Annotated in this window: 13 protein-coding genes and 2 pseudogenes; 1 reads left to right on the forward strand and 14 read right to left on the reverse strand. The window is 44.8% G+C overall.

Translation table 11 applies throughout. The annotated features are described in order from the left end of the window. Positions 1-8: 8 nt before the first annotated feature. The 8 genes and pseudogenes from G519_RS0112425 to G519_RS0112460 form a co-directional block, all read right to left on the reverse strand. On the reverse strand, positions 9-1151 hold the full coding sequence (locus tag G519_RS0112425; RefSeq protein ID WP_029194975.1) for an acyl-CoA dehydrogenase: 1143 nt from the start codon (positions 1149-1151) through the stop codon (positions 9-11). A gap of 85 nt (positions 1152-1236) precedes the next feature. Continuing rightward, positions 1237-2145 carry a methylisocitrate lyase gene (prpB, locus tag G519_RS0112430; protein ID WP_029194976.1) on the reverse strand — a complete coding sequence of 303 codons (909 nt, stop codon included), beginning with the start codon at positions 2143-2145 and terminating at the stop codon, positions 1237-1239. A 39-nt stretch (positions 2146-2184) separates the two neighbouring features. Further along, the gene (locus G519_RS0112435) at positions 2185-3633 is read right to left on the reverse strand and encodes a bifunctional 2-methylcitrate dehydratase/aconitate hydratase (RefSeq protein ID WP_029194977.1); all 1449 of its coding nucleotides are present in this window, start codon (positions 3631-3633) and stop codon (positions 2185-2187) included. After that, positions 3630-4781, reverse strand: a complete 1152-nt coding sequence (gene mmgD / locus G519_RS42780) for a citrate synthase (protein ID WP_051253348.1) — start codon at positions 4779-4781, stop codon at positions 3630-3632. Before mmgD ends, G519_RS0112435 begins: the two co-directional genes overlap by 4 nt. A gap of 36 nt (positions 4782-4817) precedes the next feature. Then, positions 4818-5951 (reverse strand): acyl-CoA dehydrogenase, encoded by a 1134-nt coding sequence (locus G519_RS0112445; RefSeq protein WP_029194978.1) that lies wholly within the window; start codon positions 5949-5951, stop codon positions 4818-4820. Between the two features lie 247 nt (positions 5952-6198). Continuing rightward, positions 6199-7601, reverse strand: a pseudogene (locus tag G519_RS42785) (MFS transporter). A gap of 241 nt (positions 7602-7842) precedes the next feature. Then, entirely contained in the window at positions 7843-9414 is a 1572-nt protein-coding gene (locus G519_RS47400) for an S-layer homology domain-containing protein (protein ID WP_051253349.1), read from the reverse strand. 94 nt (positions 9415-9508) lie between these two features. Next, positions 9509-11011, reverse strand: coding sequence for a DUF4153 domain-containing protein (locus G519_RS0112460; RefSeq protein WP_029194979.1), 1503 nt, complete (start codon positions 11009-11011; stop codon positions 9509-9511). 143 nt (positions 11012-11154) lie between these two features. On the opposite strand from G519_RS0112460, the gene G519_RS0112465 reads away from it, so the two are divergent. Beyond that, positions 11155-12954 carry an ABC transporter substrate-binding protein gene (locus tag G519_RS0112465; RefSeq protein WP_029194980.1) on the forward strand — a complete coding sequence of 600 codons (1800 nt, stop codon included), beginning with the start codon at positions 11155-11157 and terminating at the stop codon, positions 12952-12954. Between the two features lie 18 nt (positions 12955-12972). On the opposite strand, the gene G519_RS0112470 is transcribed toward G519_RS0112465, so the two are convergent. The 6 genes and pseudogenes from G519_RS0112470 to rpiA all read right to left on the reverse strand — a co-directional run bounded on the left by G519_RS0112470 (position 12973) and on the right by rpiA (position 19084). Further along, positions 12973-14919, reverse strand: a complete 1947-nt coding sequence (locus tag G519_RS0112470) for an ATP-dependent DNA helicase (protein ID WP_029194981.1) — start codon at positions 14917-14919, stop codon at positions 12973-12975. 144 nt (positions 14920-15063) lie between these two features. Next, the gene (locus G519_RS0112475) at positions 15064-15942 is read right to left on the reverse strand and encodes a radical SAM/SPASM domain-containing protein (protein WP_029194982.1); all 879 of its coding nucleotides are present in this window, start codon (positions 15940-15942) and stop codon (positions 15064-15066) included. A gap of 83 nt (positions 15943-16025) precedes the next feature. Continuing rightward, complete coding sequence (locus G519_RS0112480; protein ID WP_029194983.1) at positions 16026-16823, reverse strand: lipid II flippase Amj family protein; 798 nt, start codon at positions 16821-16823, stop codon at positions 16026-16028. Beyond that, positions 16820-17254 carry an SRPBCC domain-containing protein gene (locus tag G519_RS0112485; protein WP_029194984.1) on the reverse strand — a complete coding sequence of 145 codons (435 nt, stop codon included), beginning with the start codon at positions 17252-17254 and terminating at the stop codon, positions 16820-16822. The genes G519_RS0112480 and G519_RS0112485 overlap by 4 nt, the downstream gene beginning before the upstream one ends. Before the next feature lie 37 nt (positions 17255-17291). Continuing rightward, a pseudogene (locus G519_RS42795) lies at positions 17292-17819 on the reverse strand (DinB family protein). Between the two features lie 593 nt (positions 17820-18412). Continuing rightward, a complete protein-coding gene (gene rpiA, locus G519_RS0112495) occupies positions 18413-19084 on the reverse strand; it encodes a ribose-5-phosphate isomerase RpiA (RefSeq protein WP_029194985.1) in 672 nt (223 codons plus the stop codon). Between the last annotated feature and the right edge of the window lie 153 nt (positions 19085-19237).

A 19237-nucleotide genomic window follows, 5' to 3' on the forward strand; every position in this document is an offset into this window, starting at 1 on the left:
TCCCTTCCTCAATCTGCCAGAAGGCTTCGAGAAATAACCACTCGCTGGATTTCGTTCGTCCCTCCATAGATTTGTGTGATCTTGGCGTCGCGCATATAACGTTCAACAGGGAAGGCTTTCGTATAGCCATAACCCCCGAAGATTTGAACAGCTTCTACCGTCACCTCCATGGCCGTGTCTCCAGCAAAAAGCTTGGCATAAGCAGATTCCTTGCCATAGGGTAACCCTTGACTTTCGCGCCAAGCGGCTTGATACGTCAGCCATCTTGCACCTTCGATTTTGGTTGCCATATTCGCAAGCTTAAAGCTAATCGCCTGCTGCTGAGCAATCGGCTTTCCAAACTGCTTGCGTTCTTTGGCATAAGCCAACGAAACATCCAGTGCTCCTTGCGCGATTCCCACAGCCTGAGCCGCTATTCCAATTCTAGCTCCGTCAAGCGCACGCATGGCGATTTTCAACCCTTCTCCTTCATTTCCGAGGAGGTTTTCTATGGGTATGCGGCAGTTGTCAAAGCATATCTCCGTCGTCGGCGATGAGCGAATGCCCAATTTTCTTTCCTTTTTTCCAAACGTAAATCCGGGCGTGTCTTTCTCTACGATAAATGCGCTGCAGCCTTTGTGCTTTTGCGAAGTGTCTGTCAAAGCGAACACGATATAAATTTCCGCAGCACCTGCATTGGTAATGAATTTTTTGGAGCCGTTTAATATATAGTGATCTCCATCTCGTATGGCTGTTGTTCCCATGGAACTGGCATCGGAGATTGAGGCGATCTCTGTCAGACCGTATGCCCCAAGCTTCTTCCCTTCTGCCATGGGACGTAGAAACCTTATCTTCTGATCCTCCGTTCCAAAGGTATAAATAGGCCAGCCCGCAAGCGAAATATGTGCAGACAGAGTAATACCCGTAGAAGCGCACACACGAGATAGTTCCTCTACAACAAGACAATAGGTCAGATAATCGGAGCCAAGCCCACCGTAGTTCTCAGCCCAAGGAATCCCTGTCAGACCAAGCTCACCCATTTTGTCAAACAAGGTCCGATCAAACCGTTCATCCTCATCTCGAAGGGCAGCACTAGGTTCCACCTCGTTTTCGGCAAAATCACGGACCATACTGCGAACCATTTCCAGTTCCTCCGACAAGCTAAAGTCCATGTCATAACGACCTCCTCTTGGTGACTTATGTGTACGCAAAGACCCCACCGACAACAGGAGATCAGTGAGGATGGTTCATAGGCCGCTACTCATTTTCATTCAAAATCGTTTTGGCAATCTTTCCATCTAATGCTTCATAATCGTAATATCGAATTGTATCATACAGCTCACTCCTGGTATGCATACGGCTGAGAGAGCCCTTTTGAGTTCCTGTTTGACTGATTTCCTCAAAAACTCTTTCATAGGCCTTGGCAGCTACGCGAAGCGAAGTGACCGGATAAATGACCATATGAAATCCCCAGCTTTCAAATTGCTCCGCCGTATAATAAGGAGTTCTCCCGAATTCCGTCATATTGGCTAAAAGTGGACCTTCCACTTCTTTGCTGAAGCGTTGAAAATCCTCTTGACTTTCCAGTGCTTCTGGAAAAATCGCATCAGCTCCCGCTGCAAGATATTGCTGTGCTCTATGAATCGCTTCTTCCATTCCCTCGACGCTCTTCGCGTCCGTACGCGCAACGATAAATAACGTCGGACTCACGGCTTTGATCGTTCGAATTTTCTGAATCATCTCCTCAGCCGAAATGAGCTTCTTTCCATTCAAATGTCCACATTTTTTCGGCATTTCCTGATCCTCTATTTGAACGGCTGCGACCTTCGCCTCCACCATCTCCTTAGCTGTTCGTGCTACGTTTAAAATACCGCCGAATCCGGTGTCTATATCGACAAGTAGAGGAAGACCGGATGCACGAACCAGCTCTCGGGCACGTTCCGCCACCTCATTCGAGTAAATGAGGCCTAAATCAGGCAGTCCCCTGCTAGCTGTGTAAGCAGCACCTGATAAATATATAGCTTCAAAATGTGCCTGTTTGGCTATTCTTGCTGCCATTCCGTCGTGGGTACCTGGAATTTTGACAATTGGACCTGAATTGACAAGCTGACGAAATTCAGCGGCCAATCGTTGTTGATCCGGTTCTTCTTCAATCAGCCATGACATAAAGACCTCCTGCATCTCGCCGATTTTATTAACCTGTGGTCATATAATAAAAAGCGCCATAAACTCATGAACAGGCGTTTGAATCAACCGCTCATAATCAAGGGAGAGCTTCAAAATCTCTGTCGTCTTCTTACGAGGAAAACGAGTTAATAAATTTGCTTCATATTTCTCAATAACCTTCGGCAAACCTTCCTCACGCCGTCTGCGATGCCCGATCGGATACTCGCAAACGACATTCTCCGTTTTCGTGCCGTCTTTGAAATGAATTTGGACTGCGTTGGCTATCGAACGTTTGTCAGGATCCAAGTAATCTTTGCTGTACTGCTCATCCTCGACAACGACCATTTTCTCCCTAAGTGCATCAATCCGAGCATCCTTAGCGACCATTTCTTCGTAATGCTCAGCGGTCAATGTTCCAAACAGCAGCCCAATCGCAACCATATATTGTAGACAATGATCCCGATCAGCAGGATTGTGCAACGGTCCCTTCTTATCAATAATCCGAATCGCAGATTGATGGGTAGTCAAAGTGATGTGAGCAATCTCGTCCAGTCGCTTGTGTACCTTAGGGTACAGCTCCAGTGCGCACTCGACGGCTGTTTGAGCATGAAATTCAGCTGGAAATGATATTTTAAATAAAATATTCTCCATCACATAAGAGTCTAATGATCGACCTAATGTGAGTTCTTTTCCTTGAAATAAAACATCTTGGAAGCCCCAGTTTTTCGCAGTAAGTGCTGACGAATAGCCCATTTCGCCACCTACAGCCATCAAAGCTAACCGTACCCCACGACTTGTGGCATCACCGGCTGCCCATGATTTACGGGAACCTGTATTTGGTGCGTGTCGATACGTTCTTAAGCTAGCCCCGTCAATCCATGCGTTGGAAAGCGCGCTGCACAGCTCTTCTCTGTTTGCCCCCAACATTGCCGCAGCAACGGCTGTCGATGCTATTTTCACAAAATGAACATGGTCCAGCCCTACACGGTTTAAACTGTTCTCAAGAGCAAGCACTCCCTGAATCTCATGCGCTTTAATGGACATGGTGAGGACATCCTTCATATAGAGCGGCTTTTTCCCCTCAGCAACTCTATTTCGACTCACATAATCAGCGACGGCAAGAATACTGCCTAGATTATCCGATGGATGCCCCCATTCAGCAGCCAACCATGTATCGTTATAATCCAGCCAACGAATCATACAGCCAATATTAAAAGCCGCATGGACGGGGTCTAGCTCGTATCTCGTCCCCGGCACACGGGCACCCCCCGGTAAGTTCGCACCTGGTACAATCGGACCCAAATGCTTCGTACAATCAGGGAATCGTAAAGCGAGTAATCCGGTGCCAAGTGAATCCAATAAGACATGCTGTGCGATGCTATACGCTTCCTCGCTTTCAATCCCTTTTGCCAATGTATAATCAGCAATCTCCTCGATTAAGGGGTCAAAGGTCATCTCCTTATTTTCCAGATATCCAGAACTACTCATTCGTATTCGTCCTTTCTGCTTAAGTGACCAAACTGCTGAGGAGGGTGTAGATCTCGAGGTCCCTTATAATGAACGCGTGGTCGAAAGAGTCGATTATTATCATGTTGTTCGATCACATGCGCGCTAATGCCGATCGTTCGGGCAGCAAGAAATACCGGTGTAAACAATTCAATTGGAATCCCAAGCAAATAGTAAACAGGAGCTGCATAATAATCCAAATTCGGATGTAAATTCTTTTCTCGCTTCATGACTTCTTCCCCTAGGACACACATGTTGTAGAGCTCTAGTTGATTTTTGTCTAATGCGAGTTCAGCAAGCGCCTCTTTCATAAGGAGTGCACGAGGATCCGCTTTTTTCATATAAACCCGGTGTCCAAAGCCCATAATTCGTTCTTTCTTTGATAGCTTATTTAGCATGAGTGCTTCAAGATTTGCTTCCGATCCCGCTTCCAAAAGCATAGCCATGACCGCTTCATTCGCACCGCCGTGCAAAGTCCCTTTGAGTGAAGCAACCGCGCCAGTTAAGGCACCGTAAAGATCGGATTGTGTGGATGCAATTACACGCGCAGCAAACGTTGAATTCGGCATTTCATGCTCACTATAGACGATCAGAGATTGATCAAAGATTGCTTCTTCCATCTTGGTTGGGACGCGTCCTGTGATCATATATAAGAAATTAGCTGTATAGGATAACTCTTTGTTCGGGTCAATGAAAGGCTGCTTCGTTTGCGCGCGATACCCGTTGGCAACAATTTCTGGTACTTTCGCAAGCAATCGAATGGCTTTACGGGTATTGGCTTCTCTGGAACGATCCTCGAGATCTACGTCGTAACTTGCTATAGCTGAAATGCCTGTTCGCAGAACATCCATGAAATCGGCTTGCTCGGGGAGTAGCTGTAGAATTGTGTTCACATTTTGAGGTAATCCATATTCCTCTCTCAACTTCTCTTCGATCGAATCCCGTTCATCTGGGTTAGGAAGCGCTCCGTCAAGAAGCAGACCCACAATGTCCAGATAGCTTACGTGTTGGGCAAGCTCAATAAGGTCATACCCGCGAACAACAATTTCCTCCTTCTCCACATCCAGATACGAGATATTCGTCTCGCTAGCAATGACATTTTCAAGTCCAGGCAAATAGTAGTCACTCATCTCATCGCTCTCCCTTCCTCCATTCGTTCACTTCCTTCAGTCGGCAAGAAGCATTCGGGATATCACAATACGCTGAATCTCGTTCGTCCCTTCGTATATTTGGGTCACCTTCGCATCGCGCAAAAAACGCTCCACAGGGAAATCCTTGGTATAACCGTCACCTCCAAAAATTTGCACAGCCTCAATGCACACCTTTACGGCGGTATCACTGGCAAAAAGCTTGGCAATTGCAGCTTGCTTACCATAGGTTAACCCCTTGCTTTCCCGCCAGGCGGCCTGATAAGTAAGCAGTCTAGCTGCTTCAATCTGCGTTGCCATATCAGCGATTTGAAAAGCCATCGTTTGCTGCCCGCCAATCGGCTTTTTTCGTTCTTTTGCATAAGCAATTGACGCATCTAGAGCACCTTGCGCAATGCCAAGTGCTTGTGCAGCAATGCCGATACGCCCACCATCCAAACTTTTCATGGCAATTCGGAACCCTTCGCCCTCAGGCCCTAGCAAGTTTTCCATAGGTACACGGCAATTCTCAAACCTGAGTTCCAAAGTCGGAGATGATCGGATGCCTAGTTTCTTCTCTTTACTACCAAAAATGAATCCAGAAGTCCCCTTTTCCACGATAAAGGCGCTGCACCCTTTTTGCCTTTGTAGCACATCTGTCATCGCAAAAACAATGTAAACCTCCGCCTCCCCTCCATTTGTGACAAATAGTTTGGAACCGTTAAGGACATAACTATCCCTGTCCTTTATCGCTGTTGTCCTCATCGCTCCAGCATCGGAGCCGGAACCACTTTCCGTTAAGCTATAGGCTCCTAGCTTCTTCCCCTCTGCTAAAGGCCGCAAAATCTTTTGTTTCTGTTCTTCTGTGCCATACTTGTAAATCGCCCAACTGACGAGAGAGGTATGAACGGAAAGCATAACTCCTGTGGAACCACATACCCTAGAAAGCTCTTCAATGACCATGGCATAGGTCAGAAAATCGGACGCAAGCCCACCGTATGCTGTAGGCCACGGAATTCCTGTCAAACCAAGCTTTCCCATCTTATCGAACAAATTTCGATCAAATCTCTCTTCTTCATCCCGCTGTGCAGCCGTCGGCTCTACTTCGTTAATCGCAAAGTCACGCACCATGGTACGAATCAAATTCTGTTCATCCGTATAGGACACATGCATTCGACTGCCTCCTTCGACATGATAGACATTCCTTCATGTTTCTGCCGAGGATATTTGGGGTCGATGTTTTGAAAATGGGACAAGCTGTAAACGCTTTCAGTTCTATGCTTTATATATACACCCTTTTACAAATGCTTATACCTTCGGGGCTGCATGATTTTAATTGACTCTTACTCCCGCTGAAAAAAATGAAAGAACCAGACCTTTGTACGGGTTGGCTCTTCCAAGTTCATTGTTATTCCAGTATTTATACCAGTTCTTTGACCAATTGTTGATTTTTCTTTCCAAAAGATGCGAAATAAAGCAATGTGCTTGCTATAACAACTAAACATAATATCAGAATGAGATTGCCGTACAGGTAGGCGTGTGAGTCTGAAATTAGAGGATGAAGCGGGAAAGCAAGCAGTTCTTTCTCCATCACTTTGGCAACGAGTGCCGTCACAACCGCTCCGGAAATCGTTGATGTCATATTGAAAAAGCCCATCCCGACGCCAATCTGATGCACCGGCAAAATTTGCGTAATACTTTCCGTTAATGCCGTTTGCATGAAAGAAAATCCGATGTACATCAAAATGAGCGCTGTTCCAATGTACCACACCCAAAGTCCGATCGCTGAAGACTGCAGAAGAAGACTTGCCGCGATTAAAATTAGTCCTAAATAGACGACATAATGGCTTCCTCGCTTAACCGTCATATTGCCGGCAATTTTTCCGAAGACAACCGCGCTGATAGCTCCTGGAAACATAATAAGTCCAATATGTTCTGTATCAAGGCCGTATATGTTACTTAGCATCAGCGGTATGACGAACATGACTGACATCACAGTACCAAAAATGAGAAAGCCGATGATGAGACCATTTCGATAAAGAGAATTTGTGAAAAGTGCAGGTTCGACGAACGGCTCCTTCGCTCTGCGAATATGAACGATAAATAGCGTAAGAGCTATCAATACAATTCCCAAGTAGATCCAATTTCCTTCCGTCGTAAACAAAATCAGCGTTGAAATGACTATTCCCAACAGTACAGTTCCTCCAACATCCAATTTTCCTGCTTTGCGCGGTTCCACTGGCAGAAACTTTTGAAAAAAAGGAATAGCGATGACGACGGGTACCGAAACAAGAAACAAAAAGGCCCAATGGAACGATCCAGCAATATAGCCGCCAAGAACTGGACCAATCCCAATTGCGAATGAAACGGTGATGTGATGATGCCAAACATTCTCCCCCGCTCTTTCACAGTGAAAAATCGGGCTACCATGACGAATATCAATGCTGGGATAGCTGACCCACCTGCCCCTTGTATGGCCCGAGATAAAATGACAGCGGGATACCACGATTGGCATACAAAACCCAATATTGACCCAAAAGCGTAAAGGGAGATCCCTATTGTAATCAATTTTTTGATGCTGTACATATCGGAAAGCTTCCCAAATATAACCATACCCATACCGAACACGATAAAAAAGATCGTGACTACCCAACTTACACCAGAAGCATCCAGACCGAACTGCTTGGCAATGCTAGGGGTGGATACGTTGAATACGGATTCATTCAAAACGGCAAAAAAGATGACAAAATAAATCCATAGGACACTTTTCTTTATTTCTGAGTTGTCTTCTACAGATTTGGTTTGACTCTCCACGACATTCATTTTGACAGGCTTCCTTCCTCTTTAAGAATTTTAAGTTCATTTCATTGATCTTACTATTCATTTACTCCTTGATTCACCCCATTTTTTACCAACTTAGTTTCTTCTCCTAGTTTACCAAACACACGTTCTCATGTATAGTAGTTACACAATTAAAATTGTTGTATAACATACAAAGAGTCGGCTAACAAAAAAACTGCCCTCTCTGTCGCCAGAGAGTAAGCAGTCAATAAAATGGCCCTAATTAGTTTACATCCACACTCACTGTAGCATGAGAAGCCTCGCTATAAATAGTAATCTTATGAGTGCTGTCGTTCAGTGGCATGGCAGTCAGTCTAACCTCAAAGCGGGCGTTCCCATTTTCATCAAATAAATCAGCCGTTCCAAGCGAAGTACCCGCCTTTACAATCTCAAGGTTTGGATTTTCAGGCGATACAATAGGCGTCAAGCTCTTTGAAGTGACCTCATTTTGATCAAACTGTCTTTTGATGATCGGATTCCCATACTGGTCAAACAATTTCAATGAAATGGAAGCTTTATCGCCCACATCAATCAATCTTGTTTTCATATTCGAATAAGTAATTTTGTTCGGTTCAATGAAACTGAGTACAGGTGCGTTGCCTACTTTGAAGCTTCGAGCTGCAGTAAGTTTGCTATTATTCACATAAACGGTTACTGGTAAATAATCATTCATTTGGGAAGTATTCGCATCTTTGACGTTAGCAATTATAACGAGGTTGCCCCACTCATCCTTTTTAAAATCAGCTGGAGCTGAACCGGCAACAATTGCCGTGAAACCCGACGTGCCAAGGGACGCGGTCTCTCCGTATTGATTCATCGCTTTCACTCTAATCGTTGCAGCTGAGCTGTTCGCAATGGTTTCTTCTGGATTGACGAAGTTGATTTCGGTCACCTGCTCCGCTTGTGCTCTGAAATAAACTTCATTTCTTGATACAGTTGATGCGTCTAACCCAGAAATAGCAGCTGTATACTCTCCTTCACTGATCGGTGAAGATGTGAGTAAAGTAGCCCATTTGCCATCATCAGACCAAGTCACTGTTACCGGAACATTCAATGTTCCTTTGCTTAATGTAAGGGTAGCTTTTGTCTTGTCTACCGTTTGATTGAACCAAACTTTCACTTTGCTTGCTCCAATAGTCTGTGCGCTAACTAACGCGATTTTACCTGGTATATATTGTTGTTTTGCTTCATAGGCGCCAGTGACCAGGAGTTCGCGGGTAGCTGGCATTTGACCTTCGAAAGCACCTATTGTTTCTGGGAGAAGCTTTAAGTTCAAGGCAAGAGCAACATACCCTTTGGCCCAATTGGAGACAGATCCATCCGTTAAGGTCTTATTGCCTGCCTCTGCATCCTTACCTAAAATTCGAATCAAGAAAGTAGCTAACTCCTCCTTCGTCACTTCTCCAGCCGGGTTGTAAGCACCATCGCTAACGCCATTCGTAATGCCAGCTGTTTTCAAAGCTTCAATATAAGGTAAGGCATAGCCATTAGCTTGATCATATGTACTTACATCTGTAAAAGAGGAAACTCTTAAACTCGCATTAATCGGAAGATTCAAGATCATTGCCGCAACTTTAGCGAACTGTGCACGGTTCATTTGACTCTTTAATCCGAAAGTCGATTCGGTCATCCCATCAAAAATACCCACGCTAATCATCGCATCGAATTTGGCTTTGGTAGCGGCGTCTAGATGGCTCAAGTCCGTGAAGTCAGAGGACGTTTTTCCGAATGCGACAGATGAGAACATGGATAAAGCCATTGCAGATGTAAGTACGATAGATAGGTTTTTTTTCATAATGTTTCTTCCTCCTAAGTGTGGGTTTTGAGTTGATAGGAATTTATACCCAGCTGCTTTGAGATCGAAACGAAATGTTTGAAATATTTTACAATTACCGTCTTGCTTGATACTTGGATAGATTCCAGGAAGGCCATGAATAGTCTCCGGAATCTGATTTAATGCGATCAATGGTTGCTTGTATCGACACCAACTCAGGGTGCTTGGCTTGCAGTTCCTTGAGTGGCGGGACCACGTCGGTTGAGAGTCTCCCCAGATATTCAAGGTCGATGATTCCCGTTCTTTCGTACCGCTCCATGTTGTTGATGACGATTCGTTGTTCAATATTCATATAATTCATCACCAGATATGCCAGGATTGCCGTTGTGATAACAGCTTTTGACAAGGACATCCGCTCCATCCAGATTCGGAAAAAAGCAATGATAAACAGAACACCCAAGAAAATCATGAAACCATGAACGAGTAATCTCGTTTGTGTGAAGCCATAAGCCTCTTCATACAACGAAAGCCTTCCATAAGCGGAAATGAGCATCACGATCGTGCATCCGACGAGCATCGTCAGCAGCCCTTTTCGAATAGTTTCACCAACGTGACTACTGCGGCGGATCCAGTGCAAACCTGGAAAAAGCAGCGAGATATTGATGATTGCGACCGCAACAAGCTCAGCAAACCCTCTTCGTGCGTACTCCGCATAGAGAACACCATTAGGTAAAAACCCATTCGCTGCTCCGAATAAATAGGAGAACTGAATGATAGCAAACAGCACGTAGACGACATTGACACACACCAGCAAAGTACCGGCTGTTATTGGATCAATCAGAAACTTTTTGCTCACAGCGGCTGATTCCTCACTTAACTCTTGAGGCGTTTGGCTGACTTCGATGACTTTAGGAAAAAGAATTCCCCATAAATAGCAGAATGTGTATAGGGTTATTGCAATCCCGAAACCGGTACGTACAATCCCCTCAACAATAGATATTCCGTTGAACCAATGCGGGATTCCGGCCATCCAAGATTGAAAAACTCGATCCGCAGAAGCTAACAACCCAATAACGATGAACAAAATGGGGGCTGCCAACAAAAGACCAGCACCAACTTTCCCCATTTTTCCCCAAGCAGACTCCTTTTCTGTCTTTCTTCTCGGCAGCCAAGCTTTGATCATCCCAAAAGGTACAGACAAGTAAGCTAGCGGCCTGCCAAAGCAATGTCTCAGCAGATCGTGCAGGAATGTAGCGTGATACCATGCATGCTTACTATTACGTGATAAGACAATAGTCTGCATCGCAATGCATATGGGTAAGGCAAGCATATTAAGCGTATGGAACAGATTGTTTGCAAACAATGTATAAGTCATAGCAATTAATACAACTGGAGCTAGAAGGAACCAACCTGCTTTATTTTGTCCTTCCCACGGCTCAAAGCCGCCCAATCTTCCTTTTATGGCGTAAAAGTAGAGGCTGTAAAAGCCAGCCACACTAATGAGAACAGAGATGCCGGCGGCATGGTCAATAAACATGTATTGAACCATGAAACCAAATAAACATGCGTACATAAGCATTAAACCGTATTTTCTTTGCCATGGAGCAGGATCTCTCATTGGACTTAATCTCCTTTGTTTTACAAATGGTAAGGCAGCAAAAGCATTTGTTATTTCCTGCCCTTTATTGTAACCTGTAAAACAAGAACAAAAAGTGTAAGTTTAATTTTCATAATTTCATATTTTATTCCGGAGGTTAAAGGGTGAAAATACGCAAGCATTATTTAACACTTCGACGCTCATTCCCCCAGGTCCATGAAGAACATCCACTCGAAATAACGCTAGAGGAGCTAGCGTTACATTTGGACTGTACGCACCGCAATATGGTGCTGCTTCTCAAGCGAATGCAGCAGGAGCAGTGGCTCACTTGGCTGCCAAAGAAAGGCCGCGGCAATCGCTCGACTCTTATTTTCCATGCGCGCAAAGAAGATATGCTTTTGGAAGAAGCTAAGGAATTGGTCGCGAAACAGGATTTGCATTCTGCACTTGAACTGCTTCAAGCAGCTGAGCATGCTTCTTCCCTACGGGAACAATTCCAAGTTTGGTTGTCAGGGCAATTCGGCTTTCGGTCTGAAGTGCAAGGCCAGCGGCGAACGGATATTTTGCGCTTCCCACTTACGCAAACGATTCACGCCTTAGACCCTGCAGCCATCCATTATGCCGGGGAATCCCATCTGGTGAACCAACTCTTCGATGGACTCGTTCGCATGGATGCCAAAGGGGATCAGATTCTTCCGCATCTGGCTCACGCATGGGATGTCGATGATTCTCGCACCTTATGGACCTTTTACCTTCGGAAAGGTGTGCAGTTTCATCATGGCCACGAGATGCTGGCGAGTGATGTGAAATATTCACTCGAACGGCTTAGGCGCTTAGCGCCGCGCGGTCTGTACAGCTGGGCTTATGCAGGCATCAATGACATTACAACACCGAATGAAACAACGGTATGTATTCAATTGTCTGAACGCAACGAATTATTTCTGGGATTCTTAACTACCAATCGCGCTTCAATCGTCCCAGCAGATGTGTGTGAAGCAGCCAGCGGACGGATGGATAAGTCGCCTGTTGGCACAGGACCTTTCCGATTAATTGGGCATGAACAAGGCATTTGGATCTTGGAAGCTTTTCCTGCTTATTTTCAAGGACGCGGGTTCTTGGATCGAGTCGAGGTATGGACATTGCCGGAGAATGAACAGACGGAATTATCAGCGCAAAAACAGCCCTTCCAAGTCATGCACAATGTGCGAATTTCAGACATGGAAGCACAGCGTTGGCAGCAAGTACGGCAATCTGGCATGACCACGAAATTCATGACCGTGAATGAATTGAAAGACGGACCGTTAAAAGATCCTTTCATCCGCGAGGCACTTAACTTAGGTTTAAATCAATCCTATTTGCTGGAACAGCTCTCGGGCGATGTGATTGAAGCGGCAAGCAGCTTCTTCTTACAGCCAAAACAAGACACAGATCGTTCCAATCATGTAATTAGCACGACGGCACAGTTAATTGAAGTTAAACAGCTGCTAGCATCCGCCGGTTACAAGGGTGATGTGCTGAAGCTGGCGACCATCCCACAGTATGAACAGGATGCGCTCCTTTTGCAGAAAATGTATGCCATGTCCGGTATACTACTAGAAATCCTGCTGATTCCCGCCGAGGATTTCAAAGGCGAACAGCGCATGACAGCGGATCTGCTGCTGTTTGCTGTCATGCTTGACGAGCATCGTGAGCTGCGGCTCTACGATATGTACAAGAGTATGCGGCAGCATGCTGCGCCTGAAGTGCAGACCATGCTCGATGACAGCTTACAATTGCTGCGTTCCGAGTCCGACCCGAAACGCAGAATGGCGCTGCTCGAGCAGTTGGAATCCCAGCTCAAGCAGCGCCACAGCCTGCTATTTCTATATCGTAAACATCTCAAAACCGCTTACCATCCGTCGATTCGCGGCATCTCCCTCGACTCTCTGGGATGGGTGCGGTTTCGTGACATTTGGTTCACCTAGAACCAACCTTGAAGTAAATTATTCGCTCTTCAGTGTTACACCAGCGGGTAATATGCGAACAATGTGATCCCGAAGCACCACGTTATCGTGCAGTTCATCATAGAAGATGGCAATAATTCCACTATCTTCGCGAGTACGAATCAAGCGCCCAATCCCCTGTCTTAGCCTTAACAGCATGTAAGGAATATCAACCTCTTCGTACGGCGAGGTTGAAGCTTGACGCTTCGCATTGAATACGGGATCTTGTGGAGGAAACGGCAGCGACCAGACTATGACATTGGACAACGAAGGACCCGGTATATCGAGTCCTTCCCATAGGGTGACAGCAGACAATACACTGTGCTCATCTCCCTGGAAAGAGCCAATCAAATGGCTGATTTCTTGATCACCTTCAAACAAGAACGTCAGATCCGAACAATCCGAACGACCTTTGATTTCTCGCTTAAACCGCTGCAGTTCCTCGTGAGTTGGGAACAGAATAAGCGCTCGTCCTTCTGTTCTTTTTAACAACTGAACCGCGGATTCCATCTTTTCTTGAAAAGTACCGCCAGACGCCCATTTGGGTGCGATAACTTCCATCCGCTCTGCATAATCAAAAGGAGAATCTACAGAGAAAGATAGATACTTATCAAGGCCCAAACTATTAGCGACATAATCGAATGAACCCTCAACCGACAGCGTAGCCGATGAGAAAACGATTGGCATTTTAGAAGAAAACACGTGCTCTTTCAGCACTTCTTTCACAGTTCTAGGCATAATTACTAGGCTTAGACCTGTTATGCTTTCAGTAGCCCAACAAATGAAGGTTTGATCGTTGCGGAACAAAGCCAGCGCTTTCTGCATCATTTCCAAATGTTCTTCCACGATTTTAAGCTGGTAGTCGTTTAATGTGAACATTTCACCTTCGAAGACTAGCTCCTCTTCAATCTCCGATAAAATATCACTTAACCGGTGGATCTCTCGCAGCAATCGGTCATTGATGATAATCTGCTTACGATCCGATCCAACAATCGGTTGACAGCAACTTTCAAGCACTTCGAACATGCGCTCGCTTTGCTCAATGGCCTGATCAATACAGACGGCTAATGTCTCGCGTACTTCCCCTTTTAACAAACGAATCACTAATTCCTCGAACACCATATGCTTCAGCTTGTACGTTAATGCTTTCTGAGCAGCCGATTCCATCAGATGTCCTTCATCGAAAACAACCGTACAATGATCCGGCAGCAAAGGTAGCTGGCCTTCACGCTTTCTTCCGTCGTACGTCCACACATGTTCCATGTAGAAATCATGCGAGCAGATAATCAGATCCGCCGAACGTCGATACGCTTCACGCGATAACGTTTGGCCGCAGCGATGGCGCTTATCACAGACGAAACAATCCTGATAGGCATCCCAGCTCACCTTGTGCCACTGTTCATCATTCAAGTGTGGGTAGTTTTTACGGTCCCCATAAGCATGGAAGGTTTGCAGCGCTTCACGAGTATGAACAAAGTCAGGAAGACCTTCATGCAGCTCTCTATATAAGCCGATATCCTCATGTCCGAATCGCGCCTCATCAAGCTTGACGAGACATACGTATTGGTCAGGCGATTTGGCAAGCCGCGCATCAATCACGAGATCCAAGTGACGCGATATTTTATCAATATCTCCACCTGGCTTGACCAATTGCTCAATCAAAGATTCATCCGCACAAGCGATGATAGCCGGTTTCTTCATGAAACGCGAGTAACATATCGCATACAATAAATAGACAAGCGTTTTCCCCGTACCTACCCCTGCTTCCGCAAAAATGGTCGATTTCTCAGCAAAAGCTCGTTCTAACTGGAACGCCATATAAATCTGTTCGTCACGCACCTCAAAGCCCGCTTCAGGCAAAACTTCATAAAATATATCCGCAATCCAGTCAGAAACCTGCTGCATGAATGGCTGTGCGTGATCATATGCAAATGGATAACGTCCCACGTAATGTGCCCCCAACAAATAGAATTGAATCAAACTTATATTATCCCACGAATGCTGATTAAAAGCAAAGAATCGCTAGAAATAGAAACGCAAGAAAAAAGCTCATTCCCCAGCACACACGCCGCTAGAATGAGCTCTCCTATTTTACATACTAAAACGTTCACGATATCCGCACTTGCGGCATAATTCCTCGACAACTTCACGTCTGGAAAAGCCCTCGAACAATCGGTTTGCCCGTTCACCCTCTACGATTTCGGAGAAAGGCGTTTGGTTGATATTGCCCAGATTAATAACCCCTTCTCCATCTAGACAACAAGGAATCACAGTGCCATCCACAAGAATACCTGCTTGATTCCGCAGTGCGTGACAGAAGCCCGGCCCTTCAATTTCTTCCGCCTTCAAATCCGGCCACTGGAACTCATGATCCTGATTCAGATAGACGCGATCGGCCAGTTTAACACCAGTGCCTCGAACGAATTTCTCATCGATTTTGTAATCAAGTTCGAACTCTTTCTCGAGCAATTCCAGCACTTCACGGTTTCGCTGCCGTTCTTGATTCGTCTGATTGTCCGTATCTAGATTCCATAAACGGAACGAGATAATCACATTGGACTTGGCAACGATTTCCTTAGCAAATCGCAGGATACTCGTGACATATCCTTCTTTATCCTCAGATCCTTCGTGGCCATCAAAGCTGTGCAAGGAGAAATTCATTTGCCGCAGCGCCGGTTTATCCAGCAGCTTGTGTCTATTTTTGTTAATCAGCGTACCGTTGGTTGTGATATTGACCTTGAAGCCTTTTTCATGGCTCAAATCCAGCAGTTCGTCAATCTTCGGATGCAGCAAAGGTTCCCCTTTGACATGCAAATAAATGTGATCCGTATGCGGCTTAATTTGATCTAATATATTGGTAAATGTATCGATTTTGATAAAATTAGCTTGGCGCTTCGTTTGTGGGCAGAAGGTACAGGCCAAGTTACAAACACTTGTAATTTCGATATAAAATTTCTTGAATTTCTTCATTCTGTGGCTCCGTTTCTAGCTGCGCTCCTATGATATTTGCTATTATACCAAGCAAGCCCCATGAAGGAAAGGAAATCGAACAATTAGAAAAACCATTTGACCATCCATCCAATAAAATGAGCAGACGGGATAAGGAAAACTTGCGCAAGCAGCGTTCCCAGAAATCGAGACGTCATTAGCAGCGCATAAATTTTGCCAAGCTGTCTTCGTTGCGATTCGTCATGCAGTGCCTTGTCCGTGATAAGACCTAGCTGCGGATCTATGAATATGGTAAGCAAAATAGTAGCAATACCGTTAATAAGTCCAGATGCTTGCGACGCTGTCGTTGCAAATTCAGGTAATAAATGCGCGGCATATAAGGAAGAAAGTACACCAACCGAATAGAATGCTGTCACCATAATATTAATCAATAGGAATCGCTTTGGAATCCCCAAATAACGGAATTGGCTCAGCAGCTTGACGTTCGGCTTCTTCAAATATTTTTTCGTGTTCTTCAACTGCGTCACCGTTACACTCGTTATGAGTTTCGGAATCGATCCTGCAATTTCCAACCGGGAAATGACTCGAACACTGAGATTGATAAAAGACGGGAATAATGCAATCGCAATTAGTGTCCCAATCGACGAGGCGAATAAGCTGATTCGCAGGTATCGTTCCAAATCGAAGGTCGGCTCGCTCTTCGCGAAATCAACGAAATGCGCAGTCATTGGCGCCTGAATCAAATTCGCTGTGCGCGATACTAAGACGACGATGCCAACTAAAGAGAGTGCCACCGCCAACTTGTTCACTCGCACACCAGCATACCGAATCGAGTATGACAACGTTTCTGCTGTGTGGATAATCATCGTCAGAATGAAGACCAGTATGAGCGTGTTCGTCATCGTATGGACTTATCCTCAGCAAGGGCTAGTAACCCGCTGATGACCTCTTCCCAATGTTCTTTCATGGCTTCTCTCTGCTCCGCGCTGTCCAGCTTCTCTTGATGAAAGCTAATCGTTGTTTTCCCTGGACTGGAGGCAGGCAGCAGACGAATTTGTAGGGTTGACGCATTCGGGAAGCCAGCAGGCTGCCATGATAATCGAAGTTGCTCCAGCGGCTTCACGACACGAAATTCCCCTGTTGTTCCTTCTTGCGTCACGAACTTGTGACCCTTCATGATCTGGGCTGTCGCCGCATCACCTAACCAAAGCCTTCGCCCTCGTGTTGAAGTCAGCAACTCCCAAGCTTCCTCTTGGAAAAAGGGAAGTGTCCGTCTAACACCAATTTGAAAGCCAACCGAAGCGGTCAGACCAACTGGCTTGTTGGTATTCATCTCTTCTTGCCTCCTATCGGGATAAAATTCACTGATTTTAAACCTGAAGCCGTTTTCTCATCCAACGAATCTGTCCCCGATGATTAATCTCGTCCTCAAATACGTGGTACCACATGAAATAATGATTGGCTGGTTGATTCCGCTAGAAAGGGTATTCCTCATATAACCAATCATCGGTTTTTGTCTTGAAAACCTCATACGTTTTGCTGCGCACTTCGTTCAAAATGTTAAGGTAATAGTCGAGATTATTTCCCTTAATTTCAGCTCTTCCTTGATCACCAAGCTTGAGAGCTGCTCCCCAAATTTTCATTTCTTCCTCGTTCAAGTCACGGTGCTCGAAAGTCTCCAACTGATAAGCAACCTCAACAGCTGCGAAGTGCAGCAGCAACGAGCCGATCGAGTTGCTTGTCTCATCGATAGTGTAGTCTAATTGTTCGGTAGTAAGTCCTTCCACACTTCTCAGTGTTGTACTTCTTGCGTAATTCATCATCGACATCAGCCTGCTAATTTGAGGCGCATACCCAGGTATGTCTGTGATTAAAAGTAGATTGGGTGTATCGTACATCTGAACATTCGCTCCTTGTTTAATCGTTACGATTATCTTAATTAGATTCGTGCTTTTGGTATATTTCCCCTGCTTCGTATTAAACGACTCTATCAAACTTCTGATCGGTTATTTCCACAAATTTAAATTCTAAAGAAACTGCTTCTATCAAAAATAACAAGAACAACAAGAACAAGAACAATAACAGCAATAACAGCTACAATAACCTCTGACAGATCCTAGTTCTAAGTGCTAAGATTAAATTCCAATGTCCAATGCCAAGAGCATATTCCACGATCCAAGTGCCAAGAACAAGTTCCAAGTGCTAAGAGCAAGTTCCAAGTGCTAAGAAAAGTTCTAAGTCCGAAGACCTGTTCTCCAGCCCCCGTTGGAGCAATCGAACAACATTTGCTGTAAAACATGCAGTTAATTTTGCTTCAATTACTCATCCTGAAGAATTAGATGCACTTCATACATCAAATTCACCCGAAAAGCTCCGATTTGAGCCTTTGAAGGAGAAATCAGCTGCACATTTTGCAGGTAATCCACTCCAAATGGGGTACAACGCCTAATTTTGATGCACAAAATGCATGTTGTGTGAATTCTGGCTTCACTCATAGTTGGTCGATAATTTTTACTTTTCCATCGTTGTATCCAATGATTAATGAACTTACCATGCGAGTAAATAATCCATTATCAAGAACACCTGGAATTAAGTTAATTTGTTTATTTAGCTCTCTTGGTTCTACTATTTTTTCAAAGTTACAATCTACGATTATGTTTCCGTTATCCGTTATATACTCCTTATCGTTACTCATTCGTATCCTTGTGTTACACCCTAGTTCCTTTAATTTATTTATAGTAAAATTCGCAGCAAAGGGGACGATTTCGACCGGTAATGGAAATTGGCCTAAATGTTCAACTCGTTTTGATTCATCTACTATGACGAAAAACCTCTTACTATTACTCGCTAGTATCTTCTCTCTGACTAATGCGCCGCCTCCGCCCTTGATTAAGTTTAAATGAGGATCAACTTCATCTGCACCATCAATCGTTAGGTCAATCACCTCGATTTCAGAAAAAGGCACCATTGGAATTCCTAATTTATTGGCCAATTCTTCCGAGTCTCTAGAACTCGCTACGGCCCGGATACGAAGTCCTTCTTGTATTCTCTGAGCAATCTTATGGATTGCCCAATAGGCGGTTGAACCAGTACCTAATCCTACGACCATGCCATCTTCAATGAATTCAACAGCTTTCTCAGCTGCTAATTGTTTAGGGTTCATCATATTCAATTTTCACTCCTAAATTAAATTATTCCTTATCTTATTTTGCCCTCATCATAGCGGAATTACAATCTTTGTCAATTGGAAAAGGAGTTCATATATGTTCGTGAAACCCTCACAAATTTCCTTTATACAAAAAAAAAAGAAGCCCGA

Source organism: Paenibacillus alginolyticus DSM 5050 = NBRC 15375 (genome assembly GCF_000422905.1).
Taxonomy (GTDB): domain Bacteria; phylum Bacillota; class Bacilli; order Paenibacillales; family NBRC-103111; genus Paenibacillus_E; species Paenibacillus_E alginolyticus.